Source organism: Christensenella intestinihominis, assembly GCF_001678845.1.
GTDB lineage: Bacteria > Bacillota > Clostridia > Christensenellales > Christensenellaceae > Christensenella > Christensenella intestinihominis.
Genome location: NZ_MAIQ01000007.1, coordinates 55861 through 79977 on the forward strand (window position 1 = coordinate 55861; position 24117 = coordinate 79977).

Sequence of the window (24117 nt, forward strand, 5' to 3'; positions counted from 1 at the left end):
CGGTGACAAGGACATTATATTGACAGGCAAACTGATTTAAGAGATACTTAAGTGAGTCAAAAGAAAGGGAGCTGTTTTGTATGTCGGGACAATACAGGGATTATCCGAAGCATTTAATCAGGAAACTTCCCAGATATTATCGGTATTTAAATGAACAGAAACAGTTCGGCAGGGAATATATTTCATCGAACGAACTGGCCTCGCTGATGGGGATATCGCCCTCGCAGGTGCGGCAGGATTTCAACCGTTTTTTATACAACGGGTATCATGGCGTGGGCTATAACGTTTCGGCGATCCTCGAGCAAATAACCGAATTGCTGGACCTGAAAACAAAGAAAAATACCATTATCATCGGGGCTGGGAACCTGGGACAGTCGCTCAGCAATTATGATGAGCTCAAAAATTGCGGATTTGAAATCAAGGCGTTCTTTGATATCAATCCGAAGCTGGCAGGCGCGGTAATCAACGGGATCAGGGTTTTCGATATGGACCAGCTCGGGGAATATATCGGGGCGGAAAATATCGTTGCGGCAATTTTGGCGCTGCCCACGGAAGGGACGAGCGAGATTGCGCGTAAAATCAGCGAGTATGGAGTAACGATGTTCCTGAATTTCAATCCGGTTTTCTTTGAATTTGAAAGAGACGTTTTCATCGAAAATGTGCATATTGACGACAACCTGATGATGCTTTCCTATAAAGGAGCCCACGGAGGGGCGGGAGAGCAGAAGGATGAAGAATAAAACAGGAATTTTCTATGGGTTCTGGGCGCGCGATTTTGATGTGGATTATGTGGCGTTCACAAAGAAAATTGCGGGGCTTGGGTTTGGAGCGGTGGAGCTTGTTGCGGAATCCGTACGGAAGATGGACCCGCAGGAACGCGAGGTTTTAAAAAAGACGGGAAGGGACCTTGAGGTTGAATTTGTACTTGCGTCCGATCCCCCGGCGCAATATGATATTTCTTCGCCGGATGCGGCGACGCGGGCGGCGGCAATCGAGTACCTGAAAGGGTATTTTGATATTGCGGCGGAGCTTGGCGCGAAAACCGCCTGCGGAATTGTCAACGGCATATGGAATTCAAAAATCATAGACAGCAAGGAAGCGCATACCGCGCGCTCCGTTGAAAGCATGGCGGCGCTGGCCCCGTATGCGGAGGGCTTGGGCGTGGAGATATGCCTCGAGCTGGTAAACCGCTATGAACATTTTATGCTCAATACGGGAGCGGAAGCGCTGGCATACCTGGAAGCCGTTGGCAGCGGGAATGTTAAAATCCAGTTTGATACCTTTCACATGAATATAGAAGAGGACAGCTTTGCGCAGGCCATTCTCGATGCGGGAGAGCATATTGGCTACATGCACCTTGGGGAAAACAACCGCCGTCCGCCGGGGCGCGGTTTCCTGCCGTGGGCGGAAATTTTCGGCGCGCTCAAAAAGGTTGGTTACGAAGGAAAAATAACGCTTGAACCGCTTGTGCAAAGGGGCGGGGAGATCGGCGACGCCTGCTCGATTTGGCGTGATGTTATGCCGGGTGCGGATTTTGACGAAGAGGCGCGGCGTTCGCTTGCCTTTGTGAAGGAAGCGTGGGATCGCGCATAAAGAAACTGTGGTAAGGAAGCCCGGGAAATTAATTTCCCGGGCTTTTCAGTTCCCGCTCCGCAATTTTTGTATAGGCGCGGAAGGCGGAAGGAAGCGCGTGCGATTGCTTGAGCCCGGCCAGCGTGCACCATGTGAATCCGCCGGTTTGTGCGGCGGCCTTTACGAGGTACCCGGTCATATGCCATTCGATGTGTGTGAAAATATGTTTTGCAGGCGCGAGCGGTGTGATTTCCTCCAACGTGATACCGTTTTGCCGGAGGTATTCCCTTGCTTCGCCTGTGGAAAGCGCGCCGTCTGCGCACGGAAATTCCCACAGGCCTGCAAGCAGGCCTGTACCGGCCCGTTTTTTGAGGGCAACCTGTCCTTCGTTTAAAATGACGAATATGGTACGCGCCTCAATGCGCCGTTTCTTTTTGGAGGTCTTGACGGGGAGTTCGCCGGTCAGGTTCTCCTTATGCGCCCTGCACAACCCCGCAAGGGGGCATTTTTCACATAAGGGCTGCCCGTTGGGGAGGCATACCGTTGCGCCAAGCTCCATCAGCGCCTGGTTGAAATCCCCCGCGCAGTCGCGCGGCATGACCGCGGAAAGGGCCGTTTCCACATGCTGTTTTGTTTTCGCGTCCGCTATATCGGCCCGGCTTGCGAGCACACGGGAAATAACGCGCAGCACATTTCCGTCTACGGCGGGTACGGGAATGCCGAAGGCGATCGACGCGACCGCGCCTGCGGTATAGCTGCCGATGCCGGGCAGGGAAAGCAGGGCGTCAAAGGAGGCCGGGAGGTCTCCATGAAATTGTTCTACGATCATTTGGGCGGCTTTTTTCAGGTTCCGCGCACGGGTATAGTACCCGAGGCCCTCCCAAAGCTTCATCAGCCTGTCGTCCGGCACCGCCGCAAGCGCTGCGGGAGAGGGAAGCGCACGTAAAAAACGCTCGTAATACGGCATAACCGCCGTAACGCGCGTTTGCTGGAGCATAATTTCGGAAACCCATACGCGGTATGGAGTAGGGGCATCCCTCCAGGGGAGGATGCGTGCATTTTTCCCGTACCACTGGAGCAGCGGCCCGGGAATTCTGGACAGGACGTCCGTTTGTTCAGCGTTTTGCAGCATGCTGTTCGAGGTAGTTCTCGATATCCGCGACACGCTGGAAGGTGCGCAGGTCGTCGTTTGATATCTCGACGCCGAATTCGTCTTCAAAGGCCACGACAATATTGATTACATCAAGGGAATTCAGCCCGAGGTCGGCTGTGAGCCGCGCCTCCGGAACGATAAGGCTTTTATCTGCACCGGAATATTCCTGTAGGATTGCAACAATTTTTTCAAACATATGATTCCTCACTTATTTAATACAAACCGTTTGATTTTCTTTGTGGTTGTTTTTTCAAATTCGGTATTGCGGAATTTGACTGCCTGTATCTGTTTATACTGGGGCAGACGCGCATTCAGTTCGTCGATCTTTTCACGCAGGAAGGCCTCCGTATCCGTTACGCCTTCGTCCTGCGCGGCGGCTGCATCCGGGAATACTTCCGCGGTAATAATTCCGCCGCTCTCATAGACGACGGCTTCCATGATGAACGGAATCCGCGCGAGGTCGGTTTCCAGCTCTTCGGGACTGATGTTTTCCCCGTTGCTTAAGATAATGAGGTTTTTCTTGCGCCCGGTAATATGCAGGAACCCTTTTTCATCAAGGTATCCAAGGTCGCCCGTGCACAGCCAGCCGTCCGAAAACGCGTCCCGCGTCGCCCCGGGGTTTTTATAATAGCCGAGCATCACGTTATCGCCCTTTACCAGGATTTCCCCATCCAGGATTTTAACTTCGCAGCAGGGGAGGACAGGGCCTACCGAGGAATCATTATAATACTTTTCGCGGTTCACCGCAACAAGGGGGGAGCATTCCGTGATTCCATATCCCTGCAGCATCACGATCCCCAAATCGCGGAAAAAAGCCGTGATCTGCGGATCGAGCGCCGCGCCGCCGACAAAGGCTTTCCGAAAACGCCCGCCGAACGGCTCGTATACGTCGCGGAACAGCCTGCGGGGAACGCCGAGGCCGATTTTCTGCATAAAATGGCTCAACCTGCGCCCAACCATCAGCTTTTTATATTTACCCATCCGCTTTGCGCCCTCGATGACCTGCTTATACATTGTTTCGGAGAACATGGGAACAAGCGACATGCCGGTGGGCTTGAACAGCTTCATATTATCGAAAAAATATTTCAGGTTTTCATTGAAGCAGACGACCGTGCTCGTATGGAGCATCGCGAGGATGCCGCAATTGCTTTCGTAGGCATGGTGCAGGGGAAGCACGGAAAGCATTACGTCATCCCCCGTGTAACTGATATGCTTGCAGGCGCAGTCAAAGCTCGCAATCAGGTTTTTCTGTGACAGCATGACGGCCTTGCTTGCGCCCGAGGTTCCCGAAGTAAAAAGGATCGCTGCCATTTTTTCAGTATCCGGCTGTGCGTCCAAATATGTGCGGTCTCCCCTGGCAAGCAGCGCGCGTCCCTCCTTTAGGAGTGTATCCAGCGTTATGCCGAAGGTTTCCGTGCCGTTCGTATTTGAGAAAAGCTCCATCCCCGGAAGGGAGGGAGCAAGGTTTTCCATTGTGCTTTCGTATGTTTTGGAAAAGAAAACAGCCCCCGCGTCCGCAAATTGCATCTGCTCCGCAAGCCGCTCGGCGGGAAGGTCGCGGTCGAGCGGAACAATTACCCCGACCCCGCACAATACGGTCATATAAACGAGCACCCATTCATAGGAGTTTTCACCGATCACACAGATATGGGCGCCTTGAAGCCCACGGGCAAGAAGCGCCGTTCCGAGGGCGTTTACATCGTCTTCAAATTGTTTCCAGGAAATTCCCCTATAGTGCTTGCGGTCAATGCGTACACGAAACGCATCCTTTTCGGGAGTGCGCTCTGCCGGCCAGGTAATGACGTCCTTTAAGGCAGACACCGGGCGCGTTTCATAATAAGGATAGGGCTTCAAAACGTCTTTCCTCCACTTACTCTTTTAGCATACTAAATTATTATAGCAGGTAGAGCAAATTTTGTGAATATGAGACGCTTAAAAACACGAAACCATTTCATTAAAAATGAGCGTCCCGCGTTAGCGCAATTGGAAAACAGGGTATTTTATATTCCGGGGAGGTAGGTTCCTTGAAAAAAATACTCCTGCTGATCGTAACCTGTATTTTCTGGTTTTCTCTTTATTTATATATCCCGTTCCTTACGCCGTACCTGATTTCGCTGGGCGTATCGGCAACGGTTACGGGAATCATTTTTGGTATGCATTCCTTTACGCAGCTGGTGCTTCGGTTCCCGGTTGGAATTAAATCGGACGCGCTTGGAAAGCAAAAGCCGTTTATTGTCCTCGGCCTTCTTTTCGCCGCGCTTGCCGCCGTTATTATGTATTTCTTCCCCAGCCCTGTTATGCTGTTTGTCGGAAATGTGGTTTCAGGATTTGCGAGCACTATGTATGTGGCGTTTACCGTACTGTATGCAAAGTATTACGGAAAAACGGAAACGAGCCGCGCCATGGGGACGATTGGCGCCGTAGTCGAGGCCGGGATATTTGCCGCGTTTCTGATCGGAGGATTCCTGTACCAGAAATCGGGAATACGGATTTTGTTCCTGGCGAGTTTCCTTGTTGGCGTCGCCGGTTTCATAGTTTCACTTTTTGTAAAGGAAGCGCCGGCGAAAAAAGTAACGATTAAAAAGGGCGACCTTCTTGTAATCATCAAAAACAGGGAGCTGCTGGTCTCTTCGATTTTATGCATTTTGGTAAAGGCAATCGTGTTTGCGACCGCATTTTCCTTCACGCCGAAAATCGCGCAGGATATCGGGGCGGGCGGAATAGAAACGGGCGTGATTAACGCCCTGTTCATTGCTGCGTCGGTGCTCGGTTCCCTCTTTATTACGACAAAAGCGGGAACAAGGCTCGGTAATACGCGTATGACGGTAATCGGCTTCCTGATCCTTGGCGGGTATGCCGCGGCGGTTCCGTTTGTGCACAGTATTCCCGTATTGATGGTTGTACAATTCATCGGGGGGCTTGGCTATGCTTCGCTTACCGCAATTTTTATGGCGAATGCGGTACGGCACTTAACCCCCGATCAAAAGGCGGCGGGAATGGGGCTTTACCAGGCGCTGTACAGCGTGGGCTCCGCGCTCGGCCCGGTGATGCTCGGAATATTCGCGGACGCCTTTTCCTATACGGCGGGGTTCCTTGTTATTGCCGGGATTTCCGCGGCCGGACTGCTGCTGACGCTTTTTGCGGGCAGAAAACGCCTTATGGACTAAAAGCCGCAATACCCCGGGGAAATGAAACACTGCACGCCGCTCATTTCAGTATTTGCTGAAAGCGCCCTTATGGGCGCTTTTTTTGTGGCGTGGATGCAAAAAATAATTATCACACAATCATCACACGCGCCGTGTGAAAGCATATATATTACCCTGCCGGTAAGACATCGGAACCGATACAATAATAAATATAATCTGGGAGAAGTCCGGTATTAAAGACACCGGAAATCTCTTAAATAAATGATTGCGTGACAAGAAAGCGTATGCAGAAAATAGAAACAAAGGAGAAATGGAACCGGATGGCAGGAAAAAGAAAACATAGATCATTTTTTACAATAATATGTCTTGTACTGTGCGCGGTATTCGTGTTTTCCATGCCTGTAACTGTATTTGGACAGGCGGTGGAAGATGAAATGTCCGTATCCGCTACGGCGCCGCAAATAGATACGCCTGTGGAAGAACCGCAGGAAACAAAACCGGAAGAAACACAGCCTGAAGAGACAGCGGAACCGCAGGAAACCCCGGTGGAGCCGCAGGAAACAACAGCGGAGCCGCAGGAAACTCCGGCGGAATTGCGGGAGAGCGAACAAGATGCGCCGCACGACGCGCCCGCATCATACGGCGCTACGGACGCACAATCCGCCGATATATTGGAAGCGGCATGGGCAAGAACGGGAACCCTTTCTTCTTTGGTGGAGGTAGGCCTCAATGATTCGCTCGATATTTCCGTTGCCCCAGGCAGCATCGGTACGGGAGACGCAGCGGAATATAAATTTGTCGTAACCTATTTTAACGATGAAGCGGCCGGGGAGGAAACGGGCTTTAAGGTGGTAAGCAGCGGGAAATTCATTCCCGGTCCCCCGGAAGGCGTGAAACAGACCCTTGTGTATGAAATAGAGCCGGGCAGTATTGCGGCAGCTTCAAGCATCGGGTTCCAGGCGGACCCGAAAAAGGTTTACCCCAATGAAAAAATGCAGGTGTTGGTGCAGCTGTTCCGGGATAACGAAGAGATAGACCGGAAAACCGCGTACATGGAAACTTTTTTCCTCACGGCGGGAATTGTAGACCGGGTTGGGCTGAAGGACCCGCTCAGCATCACAGAGGGCGCGTCAGGCGCGCCGTACGAAGCGGGATTCTCTATCTCTTCCCTCAAAACGGCTGGAATTACAACCAACGGAGGCGTGTGGGGCAATTATTTCGCGACGAGTTATGTTGATTTTGACAATGTACGGACAACGCTCGATTTTTCGGATGTCAGCATCACCGCCGGGGAATATACACACACCTATAAAGAGTGGCAGGACCCGGCGGTATACGCGGGTCATGGCATGACGCAGCCGCCTGTTACGTTTTACCGTGACGCGGCCGGGACCGACAGGATTACACCGGAAAACCCTGAAATCTTCTATGAACAAAGCGGGAAAGACAGGAACGCGGATTATAACCCGCTATACTATCCGTTTTATATTGTGACAACGGAGGAGTTCACGGGGAGCGGTACAAAAATCGACTTCCAGGACATGGGCGTTTCACGCAGCATGGAAATCAACGGGCACAGGTACTCCTTTGAGGAAAGGAAGGGGGCCATAGCTGATTTTGCTGATTTCAACGACCGGAATGTGCCGCTGGTGAACGTTAAGCAGCCTGCCGGCATGGTGATAAAACCGGCCGCAGGCGGAGAAGCCACGGTCGTCATGCGGGCGGCGGTGGGTACGGCTTCGGCGCCGTATTTACAGTATAATTCGGCGCAGTATGCGGGATCAGGCGCGAAAACGGAACACCTTTATTTGCAGGAGCTGTTTAAACTGGAAATTACCAAACCGGGCGAACCGCAGGATGTGGAGCTGACGCTCGATATACCGGAAAACACGAAGGTGACAAAGCTGAGGCTTCCGCCTTTGGGCGGGAACAGCAAGTATGAGAGCGTCGAGGTCAACGGCGCGACGCTGGCAGCGCCGGTGGACGGGAACTATGCCACGCTCGATATTCCGGGCCACGATTTTGGCCGGGAGCTTAAAGTGAGGATCAACGGATTGCAGTCGATCCAGAGCAGCAGCGGCAGGCCGGTGGAATATCCGAAAAATATCCTGCAATTTGCAGGTGTGACGAATACGGCGGTTTCCCCGGGAGGGACGGCGAAATTCGAGCTGAAATCGGCTGTTACCGGGGAGGGCGGAACCGTTACCCTCAAAGGGACGCGGACGGCCAGCGCCACCGTGACGGACCAATATTGGGTCGATGTATATACGGAATCGACGACGATTGCGTTTTCCGAGCCAAACAGCACGGCAAACCCCGTGAGTACAATTGAAAAAGGGGAGCCGTTTTACCTGACGATGCAGTTTTTTCCATCGCATTACCCGTACAGTTCCACCTTGCGCGTGGACGCGGACGACCCGGTGAATACGACGCTTTTGCCGAATCCGGTTGTATATTTTGTATTGCCGGAGGGAATGGAAGCGGACCTTACGGGCGTACAGATTTTTAAAAACACAACGGGAGGGCGCGGCTTCAAACTGCTGGGCGACGATCCGGAAAACCTGAACTTCACGGCAAAAAGCCTTGGCAAGAACGGTGGGGGACGCGAAGTAATGGAAATCAAGCTGCATGGAAAAAATGAGGACGACAGCGTGTGGATTGAGGGATATTACGCAAGCCGCCTGCGCGTCAGCATTACTGTGACGGTACCGCCGGAGGCGGACATAAGCCATGTGGAAATGAACGCGAACGATGCGCTGGTTGGAACGTGGGGCGGAAGCGGCGTAAGGACCTTTATGAGCGGCGCAGGCGGGACGAGCATCAGCACCGCCGGGATTATTCCGGCGGGCGCGGCGCTTTCCGGGGGATATGCGGTGCGTTCCAACAATGAACGCAAGACGTCCATTACGCTGACCTCTTCGAAAAACGCACAGGTGTTCGCCGCTGTCCGGACGGATGCGGAAAAAGGAAAGTACCAGTCCTACAGCAGCAATATTCCGGGCTCAATGCCGCAGGTAAGGGCCGGGAGCAGGAACGAGCAGTTCCTGGTACAGATATATAATGGAATCAACACCGAACTGAGCAATGTGGAAGCGTATTTCCTCCTGCCTGCCGCCAACACGCAGGAGGACGGAAAATGGAGGACAGCGCTTACCGGGCAGCCGGTTTTTGCAGCGGAAGCAGGAACGTCGTACAAGGTTTACTATACGACGCAGGAGTTGATGGAAAGCGGAAAGCAGGGCTGGACGCTGGACGAACTTGCGGCGCTGGGAACATGGGAGGAAGCGGCCGGAGGCAGGATTCCCGAAGAAGATATTGGTAAAGTAAGCGGATTTCGATTCGTGTTTGAAACGCTTGGCAACCGGGAACAGTTTAAAATGACTGCGGATTTTGGGGTGCCGGCGGTAAAACAGGGAACAAAGCCTGATTACGGCGCAATGGCAATCGGCCAGACGCTGTTTGATTTCAGCGATGAAATGAAAGGAGAAAATGCCAACACTGCGGCGGTGAGGCTGCGCAGGAGCGACCCGCCCATTGTGCGGGAACCGGAGGGAGCGGGCGAAAAAGAGATTCTGCCGGAAACGGAAGCCGATATGCTCGGCCCCGCCAGCCAGATACCGCGCTGGGATGAAGCGATTGCTTACGACGATGTTACCGACGTGGCGATAGAATCGGTTAAAATCGAATTTACACCCGAGGGCGGACAGAGCGCCGTGATTGCGGAATTCAATGGAACGGATTTTGAAGAGGAGGATTACAGCCCGGACGGGAAAGTCCCCGGACTTGGAACCGATTATGCAAAAGGAACGAAAAGCAAAATTAATTTTGCCGGGAAACAGGCCTCTGATTATGTAAATACTTCAAAGGCGGGCACATATGTGATTACATACGTATCAGAGCCGGATGCGGATGGGCAGGCAACGACCGCCGTACGCAAAATAAGCATTGTACGGCCCGATAACGACCTGAGCGCGGCAGGCGCGGAGGTTGAACTGTTCCGCGGCGACACGGCTCCGGATGGCTTTGCGGACTGGGAGACGTATCTTCGCAGCCGTATCAGTATTACGGATGGAACCGGCAGCGAAAAACGCGGCCAGGCAATTGCGGCGATGAACGGCTTTGATCCGAACGCGCCGGGAAGGTATACCGTGGCGTTTACCTATACGAATCCATACGGACACAGCGCAACCGCGGACGTGGCCGTGCTTGTGAAGTACAAAGGCGTGGTGAGCGGTACGTTTACCGCCAATGGAGAAGGCGTCGGAGGAATCCGGATCAATACCCACGGGACGGATGGAGCACCCGGGCGAACGGCGGCGGACGGTACGTTCCGCTTTGGCCTCGAGGCTTCCAGGGAAAAGCCGGAAGAAAAAGACTATACGCTTGAGCTGGAACGCGAAACCATCCCGACAGGCATCAAGGACGTACAGGATGAACAGGTGAAGGTATCCGGGACAGGAGGAGCGGGAAACCTTGACCCGATACATAATTTAGAGATGGAACCGATTTCCATTACGGTTGGATTTGACCGGGGCGCCGCACAGCGTACGGAATCGGTTGCCCTGTATGTGAACGGGGAGCAAGCCATGACGCAGCGGGTGACCGGAGCGGGCGACTACCTGTTCCAGCCGCAGGCAAACGGCGGGTGGTTCAGGCCGGAAGCAGGCGACTATGAGGTAATCGTTACGCCCAAGGAGGGAATGGCCGCCGATATTGACCGGATGGGAGATTTACAGAAGGGAAGCGGCGATGCGTTTGTGTCCGGCCCCCTTGCGCTGGCCAATGAGGATATTGTGTTGAATGCAACCAGTGGGGCGCCTCCGGAACCGACGGAAACTCCGTCGGCCGGGCCGACCGAAACGCCGGCGACGGAAAGCCCGTCGGCTGGACCGACCGAAGCGCCACCGGCAGGGAATCCGGCAGCTTCGCCGACTGGAGCACCGCCGACAGGGAACCCAACGGCCGCGCCGTCCGCGGATGCGGCCGCGCAGGCGGAAGCCTCTGGTGAAACGGATAACAGAAAAAACGGGGAAGAAGCGGCAGGCGTTTCGAAACGGCAGGAGGTGAACGCGCCGACCCCGGAGGGACAAGCGCAGGAAGAAGCCTTTATCGTTTCGGAAGACAGTAAAATCCCGATGGCGGGAGCGGAAGCCTCCGGGCAGCGGGAGATGGAAAACTGGTCTCTTGCGGACCTGCTGCTGATGCTTGCGGGAGCAGCGCTGGCTGTGCTGAACATTGTCCGGCTTTGCGTAAAGAAAAAGAGGCGGCAGCCCCAAAAACACAAGGCGCTCCTGATTACGGGCATCCTTGCGGGCGCGGTGGCTCCGGTCCTGTTCCTTGTGACGCAGGATATGACGTCCCAGATGACCATATTCGATAGATGGACATGGCTGTTTGGACTGCTGGCCATATTACCGGGAATTACCTTGTGGCTCCGCCGAAAAAAGGAAGCAAAGGAATAGCGAATAAAAAAACGCCCCTCGCATGAGAGGCGTTTTTTGCTGTCATTTTTTGTCGCTCCAGCAATAAACCCCGGCGGAATGCTTTGCGCGGTAAAGCGCCTTATCTACACGGTCGAACAAATCGACAAAGGAGCGTTCGTCATCCCGGAATATTCCGATGCCGACGGACCAACTCCAGATGTTCCCTTCTCCCAATATCTTTTCCGCCTCATTATGGTATTCTTTTTCCATGCTGAGGATTTTGCGGACATGGTCCTCCGGGAGGGAATCCGGCGCCTTTTCATATACGGCAAATTCATCGCCGCCGATCCGGCCGATAATATCTCCGTCAAAATATTTTTTCAATAACCCGGAAAAGCGCTTCAGCAGGATATCGCCTGTAATATGCCCATAGGTATCGTTGACCTCTTTAAAGTGGTCGAGGTCAAATACATAAAGCGCTCCCGCCTGCCCGGACAGCATGGCTTCCCGGGAATATTTCCGGAACGATTCCTGGTTATAAACGCCGGTCATCAGGTCAAGTTCGGATTTTTTTTGGAATTCCTCGGCCAACTCAAGCGCCTCGCGTGCCTTCTGGGAAAGAGAACGCGGGTAATATTCGCCGCTTTGCTGGTCGAAATACGGCATGGAATGATGGAGGTGGATGATTTTCCAGCCGTCCGCCTCCCTGCGGTATAGGACGCTGAAACGGGTGTCCATATCCACAAGCACTTTTTCCTCGGCCTCCGCCTGCTGACGCGCCCACAGGCCGCCGTAAACAAGGCCGACATCCGCCCCGAGTTCGAGGTATTCGTACCATTCGTCGAGGATTTCAAACCTTATGGTTTCAGCCTCGCTGAGGTTTGCCGTCATATCTTTTAAAATCTGGTCAAACGAAACATAAAATTCATGCTTTCCCGTGCCAATCATAACAAGCTGTTGTGAGCAGGCGGTAAAAATTTTTTCAAAATGCTCTTTACTGGGCGACAAAAGGTAATATTCCCAGAATTTTTTTGTTGTATCGCAAAGCAACTGTTTGGTATCCATTATAATCTCCCTGGCAGGCGTCCACCCTGTGAATGACAATCCGGGCCCTTTTAAGATAATGTGCGCGAAGGTTTTTAGCGTTTATTATCACGGGCAATAAGGCGGGTTATTTCCGGCAAACAAACTATACCCGCATAGTCTTATTTTAACAGAATTATTCAATAAGTAAAGCGTTTTCGAGACTGAAAGCAGGAAAAAGCCCGGGACAGAATAAAAAATAACCGGTTAAAAACAGCCCGAAAGGAATTGATTTTTATAGGATACAGTGAGTTTCACCCGTTCGCCTTTGACAGCACCGTTACGCACTCAACGTGCGTCGTCTGCGGGAACATATCCACCGGCTGGACGATGCCCGCATTGTAGCCGAGCTCTTTGAACAGCGCAAGGTCGCGCGCCAGCGTAGAAGGATTGCAGGATACATAGCCAATCCTGGAAACGCCGGAGGAAGCCAGCATACGTACCACAGCTTCGTCAAGCCCCTTGCGCGGCGGGTCGACGATCACGGCGGATACATTCTCCCGTTCCAGGACGGAAGGAAGGAGCTCGGCGGTATCGCCCGCAAAAAATTCTGCGGTTTCGATGTCGTTGAGCTTCGCATTGAATTTTGCGGCTTCCACCGCTTCCCCTACAATTTCAATGCCAATTACCCTTCTCGCACGCCGCGCGGCGGCAAGCGAGATCGTTCCCACTCCGCAATAAAGGTCGAGCACGGTATCTGAAGGGGTAAGGGCGAGCATGCGGAATAAGGTATTATAGAGCGCTTCCGTCTGGGCCGGATTTACTTGCAGGAAAGTGTTGGGACCGACCTTGAATTCGAGGCCGCCAAGCGTTTCAAACAAATGATCCTTCCCGTAAATGCAAATGGAACGGTCCCCGAGGATGGTGTTTGTCCGTTTGGTGTTGCAGTTCAGCATGATGGATTTTACCTGGGGAAGCACGAATTCAAAGAGCATAATCAAATGGGAGCGGTTTGGAATATCCTCTCCGTTAATGCACAGGACGAGCATAATCTCTCCCGCCTTGTTTTCCCGCAGGACAATGTGGCGCAAAAGGCCGGTATGGGATTTTTCATCGTAAACCGGGATTTTATTTTTGACAATCCATACGCGCAGCTGGGACATAACGATCTGGAAGTCGGAAGGTTCGATCTTACAGTCGTCCACGTCGACAATGCGGTGCGAATGCGCCGCGTAAAACCCGATATCCACCTGTTCGCCGTCCTGCCGGACAGGAAAAGCGGCTTTGTTGCGGTAACGGTATTCGTGCCGCGCGGGAAGCGGAAAATTGACGGGGATATCCAGCTTGCCGATACGCTGCATACAGCCCTGTACATGGTTTTGCTTAAATTGGAGCTGCGCCGCGTAGGAGAGGTGCTGCAAGGTGCAGCCGCCGCATTTTCCAAATACGCGGCACGGCGGGCACGTGCGCATGGGGGACGGAACGAGCACCTCGTCAAGCTTGCCTACGGCATAGCTTTTTTTCAGCGCGATTACTTTCGCACGCACCGTTTCACCGGGAAGCGCGCCGTCCACAAAAACGGCCAGCCCTTCCGCGTGGCCGATTCCCTGCCCGTCTGTTCCAAGGTCGTCAATTGTGAGTTCAATCGAATCATTTTTTTTCATAACGCCATTATAGCAGAAGGAGGAAAAAAGTGGTAGGAAAAGCTGATAAAAGGTGGCGAAATCCATTGACAAAGAGAATGCGCGTTTGTTACAATAGGAACATAAAAATGTTAAATTTTAACAAGAATGTGTCCGAATTTGATAAATCGATCATTTTTAACATGTGAAATTGACATTTTCGGCGTATTTTAACAAATTGACCATAACGGAGGTAAATTCGATGGCAACAGCGGTAATTATGCCAAGACAGGGACAGTCTGTAGAAAGCTGTATCATCACCAAGTGGAACAAGCAGGTGGGCGACAGCGTGGCGGAAGGCGACGTTCTTTTCTCGTATGAAACGGACAAGGCGTCTTTTGAAGAGGAAGCGAAGGTTGCGGGCGCGCTGCTCGCGATTTTGGCGGAAGAGGGCGACGATGTTCCGTGCCTCGAAAATGTATGCGTGATCGGGCAGCCGGGCGAAGACGTTTCACAGTTCTCGGCAGCGGCGACGGTGGACGGTGGCGAGCCGGCTCCGGCGGCGCAGGAAGCCCCGGCAGCACAGGCTGCCGCCCCGGCGGCAATCGCGGCAGCGGGCAGCGCAGTGGAAGGTGAACGAATCAAAATTTCCCCGCGCGCAAAAGGGATTGCGGAAAACCAGAACCTCGACATTAAAAAGGCCGTTCCCACGGGCCCGAACGGGCGTATTATCGAGCGGGACATTTTAGAGCTTTCCAAGCTTGGCGCAGAGGCGGCAGCTCCTGAGGCGGCGGCGACGGCAGCGGCTCCGGCGGCGCCCGCAGCGGCATATGAGGACGTGGCGCTGCCGAACATCCGCAAGGTGATTGCGAAGTCCATGCATGCGTCCCTCTCCGAAATGGCGCAGCTGACGCACTCCTTCTCCTTCGACGCGACACAGGTTATGGCGTACCGCAAAATCGTCAAGGAAAACGCGGAGAAGCTCGGCCTTGCGAATATTACCTTCAACGATATTATCCTCTTCGCGGTTTCGCGCGTAATCCTGAACTATAAGGACCTCAACGCGCATTTCCTCGGGGATAAGATGCGTTATTTCACGGACGTGAACCTCGGTATGGCGGTAGATACGCCGCGGGGGCTCCTCGTCCCGACGATTTTCGGGGCGAACAAAATGTCGCTCAACGAAATCGCGATTGCGGCGAAGGACCTTGCGAAACAGGCGCAGGAGGGGACGATCTCTCCGGACCTGCTGTCGGGCGCGTCCTTTACGGTCTCGAATCTGGGAACGTTCGGGGTAGAGCACTTCACGCCGGTGATAAACCCGCCGCAGACGGGCATCCTCGGTGTAAACAACATCCAGACGAAGCTGAAGATGGTGGACGGGGAAGCGGTTCCGTACCAGGCGATGGGAATATCCCTGACGTACGACCACAGGGCGCTCGACGGCGCACCGGCGTCGCGTTTCGCGCAGGAGCTGTGCAAGACGCTGGAAAATTTCATGGCATTGCTTGCAAAATAAGTGTCAGGCCCTTTGAAACTCCGCAGCCGCGCTGATGCGCTTACGAAGTTTCTATCCGGCCTGGCCTCAGCGGTTTTATAAATTTGGGAGGTAACTTATGAGTTATGATTTGGTAGTTTTGGGCGGCGGCCCGGCGGGTTATCTGGCCTGCGAGCGCGCGGCGCACGAGGGCATGAAGGTCGTCCTGATTGAGAAGAGGAATGTGGGCGGCGTATGCCTGAACGAAGGCTGCATTCCGTCAAAGACGTTCCTGTATTCGGCAAAGCTTAAGGACGGCGCGGAGCACGGCGACAAATACGGTGTTGTATGCAAAGGGATTGAAATCGACCACAAGGCGGTTGTGGCGCGGAAGAATAAAGTTGTAAAATCGCTCACGGGCGGGATTGCGTCTATGCTCAAGGGCCTTAAGGTCGAGTGGGTGAAGGCTGCGGGCACGATCAAGGGCAAGGGCCCGGACGGCTATGAAGTGGAAGCGGACGGCAAGGTATATGCCGGTAAGCGCCTGCTGATTGCGACGGGCAGCGAAGCAGCGATGCCGCCCATTGACGGGCTGCGCGAGCAATACGAAAAGGGCTTTGCGCTCACCAACCGCGAAATCCTCGATATCGAAGCTGTGCCGAAAAAGCTGGTCGTGATCGGCGGCGGCGTGATCGGCCTTGAAATGGCAAGCTATTTTAATTCTGCGGGCAGCGAAGTAACGGTGATCGAAATGCTCGAGCAGATCGGCGGGCCGATCGACGCTGATATCGCCAAGCTGCTTAAAAAGAATTATGAGGGGAAAGGGATTACCTTCAAGATGGGCTGCAAGGTCACAAAAATCGAAAACGGCGCCGTCGTTTACGAGGAAGCGGGCAAGCAGCAGAAAGCGGAATGCGATAAGACGCTCGTGTGCATCGGCCGCAAAGCAAACACGCAGGGCATCGGCCTCGAAAGCATCGGCGTACTCACGGAGCGCGGCGCGGTAGTGACGGACGAGCACATGAAAACGAACATTCCGGAGGTTTATGCGGCGGGCGACGTAAACGGGAAATCCATGCTCGCGCATACGGCATACCGCGAAGCGGAGGTTGCCGTGAACAATATGCTGGGGAAAAAGGATAAGATGAAATATAACGCGATTCCGGGCGTGATTTACACCAACCCGGAGGTCGCGGGGGTCGGCGAAACAGAGCAGAGCGCGAAGGAAAAGGGACTTGACGTGACCGTCAAGAAGGTCCCGATGCAGTTTGCGGGGCGCTATGTCGCGGAAAACGAAGGCGGAAACGGCTTTATCAAGATCATTGTGGACAACAAATGGAACAAGCTTGTGGGCGTGCATATGATTACGAACTATTCGTCGGAAATCATCTGGGGCGCGGATGCGCTTGTGGATAAGGAAATGAACATTGAAGCGATCAAGAAGATCGTGTTCCCGCATCCGACTGTCAGCGAGATTATTCGTGAAGCCATCTGGCAGCTCTGATACTGCCTTATGAACAAAACTGTTAAATAATTATTGTCTATATACAAAGGAGAAAAACAATGACAAAGTGTTTGACGATTGATCCGAAGAAAATGAGGGCACCGGGCAAGATCACATTCAAAGATATCCCGATGAACACCTACCAAAAAACGGTAAAGGATGAAGTGAAAAACTTTACGAAAGAGGAATTCTTGCACATTTACCGGGATATGTGGGTTGTCCGCGAATTCGAGACGATGCTCAACTCCATCAAAACGACCGGACAATATGAAGGCATTGAATACAACCATCCGGGTCCGGCCCATCTTGGCATCGGCCAGGAAGCGGCTTATGTCGGCCAGGCGTTTGAGCTTGGTATGGACGACTTTTCCTTTGGTTCCCACAGGAGCCACGGTGAAATCCTTGCCAAGGGGATGTCCTGCATCGAGAAGCTCTCGGACGAGCAGCTGACGGAAATCATGGAAAACTTCTTTGACGGCGAGACGTTCGCGGTCGTCAAGGAGCATACGCAGTATAAGGAAATTAAGGATATGGCGCGCGAATTCCTGCTGTATGGCATGATCGCGGAGACGTGGGGCCGCCAGACGGGCTTTAACCGCGGCCTCGGCGGATCGATGCACGCCTTCTTTATTCCGTTCGGTATTTTCCCGAATAACGCAATCGTAGGCGGCAGCGCGCCCATTTCAACGGGCGCGGCGCTCTTCAAACGCGTCAACCAGAAGCCGGGCATGGTTATCTGCAACATCGGCGACGGTTCCATTGGCTGCGGTCCTGTTTACGAGTCCATGAACTTTGCAACGATGGACCAGTACAACACGCTGTGGGATGAAGACCACAAGGGCGGCCTGCCGATTATCTACAATATCTGGAACAACAGCTATGGCATGGGCGGCCAGACCTGCGGCGAGACCATGGGCTATGAAGAGGTTGCGCGCCTTGGCGCGGGCCTCAATCCTGCGGAAATGCACGCGGAACGCATCGATGGTATGAATCCCCTTGCCGTAATCGACGCATACCGCCGCAAACGGAAGGTAATTGAAGACCGCCAGGGGCCGGTGCTCCTCGACGTTGTGACGTACAGGGTTTCCGGGCACAGCCCGTCCGACTCTTCTTCGTACCGCACAAAGGAAGAAATTGCCGCATGGGAAGCGATCGATTCCATCAAGGTATTCGGCCAGCAGCTGGTTGAAGCGGGCGTAGCGAAGGAAGAAGAGCTGAAGGAAATCGAGCTCGGCATCCGCAAGGATATGACATGGGCGGTGAAACTCGGCAAGGACGAGACAATTTCCCCGCGCATCGATCTTGACAAAAACCCGAACGCGATTGCGGACATGATGTTTACAAACCTCGAAATCCCGAGCATGGACACGACGAGGAAGCCCGACGTGCTGATGCCGAAGGAAGAAAATCCGCGCGTACAGAAGCTGGCCAAGAAGGTCCGCAGCGCATATGAAGCGGACGGCAAGCCGGTTTCCAAGAACAGGACGTTCCAGAACCGTGACGCGATTTTTGAAGCGGCTATCGATAAATTTTACCAGGACCCGACGTTTATCGCCTATGGCGAGGACAACCGCGACTGGGGCGGCGCATTCGGCGCTTATACAAACCTTACGGAGTCCATTCCGTATCACAGGTTCTTCAATTCCCCGATCTCCGAAGCGGCGATCGTGGGTACGTCCGTTGGTTATGCAATGGCTGGCGGGCGCGTAATGTCCGAGCTCATGTACCTCGACTTCATCGGCCGCGCGGGCGACGAAGTGTTCAACCAGATGTCCAAATGGCAGGCAATGAGCGGCGACGTCCTCAAAATGCCCTTCGTGCTCCGCTGTTCCGTTGGTTCCAAATACGGCGCGCAGCATTCGCAGGACTGGTCGGCGCTGTGCACGCACATCCCGGGCCTCAAGGTCGTGTTCCCGGCGACGCCTTACGACACCAAGGGGCTTCTTAACGCGGCCCTCAACGGGACCGACCCGGTCATCTTCCTTGAAAGCCAGAGGACGTACGACCTCGGCGAAATGTTCCAGAAGGAAGTTCCGGCGGGTTATTACGAAGTGAAGATCGGCGAGCCCGATATCAAACGTGAAGGAAAGGACCTTACAATCCTTACCGTCGGCGCGACGCTTTACAGGGTGACCAAGGCGGCCGATATCCTCCAGGAAAAATACGGCATCTCTACGGAAATTATTGACGCGCGTTCCCTCGTGCCGTTCAACTACGAGCCGGTGATCGAGTCCGTGAAGAAAACGGGCAGGATCATCATCACGGGCGACGCCTGCGAGCGTGGTTCGCACCTGAAAGATTTTGCGCAGTCCATCAGCGAGATGGCGTTCGATTACCTCGACGCGCCGCCGGTGGTTGTGGGCGCGAAGAACTGGATTACCCCGGCCCACGAGCTGGAAGAATACTTCTTCCCGCAGCCGGAATGGATTATCGATGCCGTACATGAGCGCATTATGCCCCTGCCGGGCCACACATGCACGACAAACCAGACGATCCTCCAGCAGATTGAGAACGACAAGAAGGGCGTATAAAAAGGCCCTGTGAATGTTAAAAGGGAAATGTAAGAAAGCCCCCTGCTGCAATTCGTTTGCGGCAGGGGGCTTTTTGTATCATGGGAGGGCGGTACTTGACCGCGGGCCGGAAAGGGAATAGAATGTGAACAACCCGAAGTAATTCCATAGAGAAAGGAAATTCATGTACAGAATTTTAATTGTCGACGACGAAGCCTTGGTGCGTCGGGGCATCAAAAGGAGCATCAACTGGAACGAACTGGATATTGAGATGGTGGCTGAAGCGGAAAACGGCGTGGAGGCCCTCGAGCAGGTGCTTGAAAACGTACCGGATATTATCCTGCTTGATATTTGTATGCCAAAAATGGACGGACTTGAGTTTGCGAGTATTGTGAAACAGAAATATCCGCAGATCAGGATTGTGATTATTACGGGCTTTGACGACTTTGAGTATGCCCGCAGCGCCCTTCGGGCGGGAGTGGACGACTATATCCTGAAACCGATTACGCGGGAAATGGTGGAAGCCGTCGTAAAGACCCAGATTGAAAAAATTGCGGAGGAGCGAAGCAAGCGCGTGCCCGCGAAACCGGACGAGGGCAAGGCGGCGGCCGCGGTCCTCAACGCGGTGCTGCGCCGGGAAAAGCGTGCGGGACAGGAGCAGGAGCTTTCCGCATTTTTGGATTACGCGCAGATTAAGGACCAAAATATTTATTTTGTTATCATGAAAGACTATCTTTCAAGGTGCGAAATCTGGGCGGACGCCGCCGACGACCATCTTGCGGAATTTGCGATTTTGAATATTGCCGGGGAGCTGCTGCGCGATACGCGTACGGGCTTCGCCTTCGAGACCTATAAAAGCGAGCTCGCCATGGTGGTTTCATGCGCCGCGCGCCACAGCCTGGAAGAAATGCTGATGGATATTTACCACAACATTCTGGATTTTATTGAGATACCTGTCGATTTTGGAGTTTCCGGAAAGGGGACGCTCGCCGACCTGCCGACGCTTGCCGAGCAGGCGCGGGAAGCGCTGGAATGCACCTTTGTGCTTTCCAAACAAAATATCATCCATTACGGGGACCTGAAAGAACACAGGAGCGGGGATTTCCATTATCCCGAACAAACCGAGCGGGAGCTTTTGACCGTGATGTATTCGAGCGATGCGGAAAAAAGCAACGCGCTGATTGAAGAGTTTTTTTCCCAGCTTCGGCAGGTCACGCCGGATGTCACCCGCTGCAAAAGCATGCTGCTGCGCCTGCTTTTGAGTATATCGAACACCATGGAATCCATGAGCTCACGCCTGCATCCCGAGGGCGAGCACCGGGACGCATCGTTTGACCCGGTGAAGGTCCTCGAACAGTTTGAAACGCTGGAACAGGCCGAGGAGTGGGTGAAGAAGCTTTACCAGGAAACGCTTTCCTATGTGGCTTCCATGAAATCGCGGAGCGGCCAGCTGTTTCTGAAAATCACCCAATATATCGAAAAGAATTATGGGGACAGCGACCTGAACCTGAAAAAATGCAGCGAGGATTTATTCCTTTCGTCCGGCTATATCAGCATGATTTTGAAAAAGGAATCGGGGAAGACCTTCGTCGATTACCTGAACGAATTCCGGATCGAACGGGCGGCGGAGCTGCTTGAAGAGCCGGAAAGCAAGGTGTACGAGGTTGCGACCAGGGTGGGCTTTACCCACCAGACCTATTTCAGCTCGGTATTCAAAAAGCTGATCGGTATCTCTCCCAAGCAATTCAAGGAACAAAAATAGAAATGAAAAAAGCGCGCGCCCCGAAAAGGATATCGACGATTATTATATTATGCTTTTCGCTGTTCATGGTAGTGATCCTGATTCTCATGAGCGTGGTTTCCTATTACTATTCCTACGAGAGCATGCGCGGGAGGACCATTTCGGATACGGAGGTTATCCTTTCGCAGGTCGGCAAGAACATCGGGCGTTACATCAGCAACATTGAAAGCATTTCCGGTATTATCAACACCAACAAGGACGTGATGCGTTACCTTGAAGACCCGGAGGCCGAGGACGCGGGGGTCACGCGGGCAAATTTCAGGAACTTCCTCAATTACCTGCCGCAGATCGATAAAAATATCGTTTCGATTTTTATCTTTGACAAAGAGAATAATCCGGTCTATGTGCCCGCCACTTTGCGGATGAAGGAAAACTACGATATTACGCAGGACGAATGGTACCGCAATGTGGAGGACTATGTAACCGATATCCCGACCCTTACCGGAACGCAGGTCAGGACCATGACCCAGGGGGATAATCCATGGGTCATCTCGCTCTCCCGCCGCATCCTCAACGCGGCGACGGGGGAAATTATCGGGACGCAGCTTGTCGAACTGAACTACAGCGCCATTGACGACATTTTAAACGACATTAACCTCGGCTCCAAGGGCTATATTTTTATCGTCGACGCGGATGGGAAAATGGTATACCACCCGCAGCTCCAGCTGGTTTATTCCGGGCTGAAAACCGAACGGGTAAAGGACGTGCTGGGGACGAGCGACACGACGCTGGAACTCCGGGACGAAAATAAGCTTTACAATATCAGCGATATTCCGGGGACGGATTTCAAAATGGTAGGGGTGACTTTCCTGGACGAGATCGTCGCTTCTTCGCGCGAAATGATTACCCTGTATATTATTCTTACCCTGCTGATGGCGCTCGCGGCCTTCATCGGTTCCGTGCAAATGGCGCGGTATGTTACAAAGCCGCTTTCCCGCCTGGAGCTTGCGGTGAATGAAGTGGAACAGGGAAACCTCGATGCGAATTTCGCAATCCGGGGCACCCTTGAAACGGAAAAATTTGCCGCGTCCCTTTCTTCCATGATAAGCAATGTAAAACAACTGATGGAGCAAATTGTGGCGGACCAGGAAATGATCCGCACAAGCGAGCTCAAAGCGCTCCAGTCGCAGATCAACCCGCATTTTTTATATAATACGCTTGATACCATCGTATGGATCGCGGAGGAATCGGGGAGCGAAAAGATCAAGGAAATTACGGTTGCGCTGGCAAACTATTTCCGCATCGTCCTTTCTTCGGGCAAGGATATCATCAGCGTACGCGACGAAATCGAGCATGTGCGCAATTACCTTGTGATCCAGAAAATGCGCTATGAAACACTCGATTACAAAATTGAGGTTTCAGAGGAGGCGCTGGCCCTTACCATGCCGAAATTAATTTTGCAGCCCATTGTGGAAAACGCGATTTACCATGGCATTAAGAACAATCCGGACGGCGGGACCATTTGGGTGCGCGGATTTGTGGATAAGGAAACGCTTACTTTTATAATCGACGATGACGGCCGGGGAATGCGGCCGCATGAACTGCGGCGCGTATTTGAGCCGGGGCGGAAAAGCGCCGTCCGCCACGGCGGCGTGGCGATGCGCAACATCAGGGAACGGATCGAGCTTTATTACGGCACGGAATATGGGATTGCGGTGGAAAGCGAATACCGGAAGGGAACGCGCGTCATCGTGACGCTGCCTGCAAGGAAGAGGACGGACCAGGATGGCTAAGAAAACCTTTTACATCATTATTTCGCTGATTATTGCCGGAATATTTGTTACATTCGGGATTTTTCTCGTGCAGAAAAATGCGACGAACCGGGTGTTGGATGCGACGCTGATCGTGAAATCCAGGCAGCCGGGCTTTGAGTTCTGGGAGCTGCTGGAAAAGGGAGCCAAGGAAGGCGCGAAGGAATTCGGCGTGAACCTTACGGTGGACGGGGCAATGTCCGAGGAGGATACGGAGGGCCAGGTTGAAGCGGTGCGGAAGGCCATCGCAAGCGCCCCCGATATGATTATCCTTGCCGCCGCCGACCGGGACGCGCTGCTTCCCTATGCAAAGGAGATCAGGGAAAAGGGAATTACGCTGATTATAGTGGATTCCGGGCTCAGCGAGAATGTGGAAAATTGCTTCGTGGGCACGGATAATTATGAGGCGGCCAAGCGCGTTGGCGACGCAATGGGCAAAGCGATGGACGGCAAGGGAAGGGTTGCGGTAATTTCCCATTCCCCGCAGGCCACTACGGCCCAGCAGCGGACTGCGGGCTTTATGCGCGGCATCCAGAACTATCCCGATATGGAAATTATGGGGACGTACGACATTGGGGACAGCACGGACCGAAGCTATGAGACAACAAGCGAAATCCTCCGGGAGAACCCGGATATCACCGGCTTGTTCGCAACCAACCAGATTTCGGCGGAAGGCGTGTCGCGGGCGATTAAGGAGTCCGGCCGCGATGATATCTATTTCTATGCTTTCGACAGCTCCACCGTACAGAATGAAGCGCTGGAAAACGGAATCGTGGACGGGTTCGCCGTCCAGATGCCGTTCAATATGGGATATATGGCGGTGCAGGCCGCCGTGGAAGCGTACGACGGCACGCTGCGCACAACCAATATAGATACGGGCTTTGCGTTTGCCACCAAGGAAAATATGTGCGAGGAAGAAATCCAAAAATTAATTTATCCCTTCGTATAAAAGTGCGAAAAATCCTGCTATAAAGCCTTTTTCATATCATGGAAAACTGAAAATCCGCCAGCCTTGCACGGCCGGCTTTTGGCTGCGCGCAAAACCGCACAAAGCAAAAAAGAGTGTTGAATCTTTAATGTTTTGTGTGGTTTTGTTTATTATCTTTTTGCGCTCCAGGCCGTATAGTGTAGATAT

The 24117-nt window shown here is 53.3% G+C and carries 15 protein-coding genes; 10 read left to right on the plus strand and 5 right to left on the minus strand.

Going from position 1 to position 24117, the window contains the following annotated elements:
- Positions 1-80 precede the first annotated feature (80 nt).
- Together BBD38_RS10170 and BBD38_RS10175 are read left to right on the plus strand one after the other, a co-directional pair.
- A complete protein-coding gene (locus BBD38_RS10170; protein ID WP_066687783.1) occupies positions 81-740 on the plus strand; it encodes a redox-sensing transcriptional repressor Rex in 660 nt (219 codons plus the stop codon).
- Positions 730-1593 (plus strand): sugar phosphate isomerase/epimerase family protein, encoded by an 864-nt coding sequence (locus tag BBD38_RS10175; protein ID WP_066687785.1) that lies wholly within the window; start codon positions 730-732, stop codon positions 1591-1593. Before BBD38_RS10170 ends, BBD38_RS10175 begins: the two co-directional genes overlap by 11 nt.
- A 28-nt stretch (positions 1594-1621) precedes the next feature.
- Here the strand turns inward: BBD38_RS10175 and mutY are convergent, their stop codons facing one another.
- The 3 genes from mutY to BBD38_RS10190 are packed head-to-tail and all read right to left on the minus strand — an operon-like array spanning position 1622 to position 4579.
- Positions 1622-2704 (minus strand): A/G-specific adenine glycosylase, encoded by a 1083-nt coding sequence (gene mutY, locus BBD38_RS10180; protein WP_066687787.1) that lies wholly within the window; start codon positions 2702-2704, stop codon positions 1622-1624.
- On the minus strand, positions 2688-2921 hold the full coding sequence (locus BBD38_RS10185) for an acyl carrier protein (RefSeq protein WP_066687789.1): 234 nt from the start codon (positions 2919-2921) through the stop codon (positions 2688-2690). The genes mutY and BBD38_RS10185 overlap by 17 nt, the downstream gene beginning before the upstream one ends.
- A gap of 8 nt (positions 2922-2929) precedes the next feature.
- Positions 2930-4579: an AMP-dependent synthetase/ligase gene (locus tag BBD38_RS10190; protein ID WP_066687791.1), complete on the minus strand. Its 1650-nt coding sequence runs from the start codon at positions 4577-4579 to the stop codon at positions 2930-2932.
- Between the two features lie 170 nt (positions 4580-4749).
- Here BBD38_RS10190 and BBD38_RS10195 point away from each other — a divergent pair, with 170 nt between their 5' ends.
- Together BBD38_RS10195 and BBD38_RS10200 are read left to right on the plus strand one after the other, a co-directional pair.
- Positions 4750-5892: an MFS transporter gene (locus BBD38_RS10195; RefSeq protein ID WP_066687792.1), complete on the plus strand. Its 1143-nt coding sequence runs from the start codon at positions 4750-4752 to the stop codon at positions 5890-5892.
- Positions 5893-6266: 374 nt separating this feature from the next.
- Positions 6267-11333: a hypothetical protein gene (locus BBD38_RS10200; protein WP_172807817.1), complete on the plus strand. Its 5067-nt coding sequence runs from the start codon at positions 6267-6269 to the stop codon at positions 11331-11333.
- Between the two features lie 42 nt (positions 11334-11375).
- Here the strand turns inward: BBD38_RS10200 and BBD38_RS10205 are convergent, their stop codons facing one another.
- Positions 11376-12359: a diguanylate cyclase gene (locus tag BBD38_RS10205; RefSeq protein WP_066687800.1), complete on the minus strand. Its 984-nt coding sequence runs from the start codon at positions 12357-12359 to the stop codon at positions 11376-11378.
- A 272-nt stretch (positions 12360-12631) separates the two neighbouring features.
- Positions 12632-13981, minus strand: coding sequence for a 23S rRNA (uracil(1939)-C(5))-methyltransferase RlmD (gene rlmD / locus BBD38_RS10210; protein ID WP_066687814.1), 1350 nt, complete (start codon positions 13979-13981; stop codon positions 12632-12634).
- 220 nt (positions 13982-14201) lie between these two features.
- Here rlmD and BBD38_RS10215 point away from each other — a divergent pair, with 220 nt between their 5' ends.
- From BBD38_RS10215 to BBD38_RS10240, 6 genes are all read left to right on the plus strand, one after another.
- On the plus strand, positions 14202-15458 hold the full coding sequence (locus tag BBD38_RS10215) for a dihydrolipoamide acetyltransferase family protein (RefSeq protein WP_066687816.1): 1257 nt from the start codon (positions 14202-14204) through the stop codon (positions 15456-15458).
- Between the two features lie 97 nt (positions 15459-15555).
- Positions 15556-16920 carry a dihydrolipoyl dehydrogenase gene (gene lpdA / locus BBD38_RS10220; protein ID WP_066687818.1) on the plus strand — a complete coding sequence of 455 codons (1365 nt, stop codon included), beginning with the start codon at positions 15556-15558 and terminating at the stop codon, positions 16918-16920.
- A gap of 59 nt (positions 16921-16979) precedes the next feature.
- A complete protein-coding gene (locus BBD38_RS10225; protein WP_066687820.1) occupies positions 16980-19451 on the plus strand; it encodes an alpha-ketoacid dehydrogenase subunit alpha/beta in 2472 nt (823 codons plus the stop codon).
- A gap of 163 nt (positions 19452-19614) precedes the next feature.
- Entirely contained in the window at positions 19615-21192 is a 1578-nt protein-coding gene (locus BBD38_RS10230; protein WP_066687822.1) for a response regulator transcription factor, read from the plus strand.
- A gap of 2 nt (positions 21193-21194) precedes the next feature.
- The gene (locus BBD38_RS10235; RefSeq protein WP_066687824.1) at positions 21195-22964 is read left to right on the plus strand and encodes a cache domain-containing sensor histidine kinase; all 1770 of its coding nucleotides are present in this window, start codon (positions 21195-21197) and stop codon (positions 22962-22964) included.
- Positions 22957-23931 (plus strand): substrate-binding domain-containing protein, encoded by a 975-nt coding sequence (locus BBD38_RS10240; RefSeq protein ID WP_066687825.1) that lies wholly within the window; start codon positions 22957-22959, stop codon positions 23929-23931. Before BBD38_RS10235 ends, BBD38_RS10240 begins: the two co-directional genes overlap by 8 nt.
- The last annotated feature ends 186 nt before the right edge of the window (positions 23932-24117 follow it).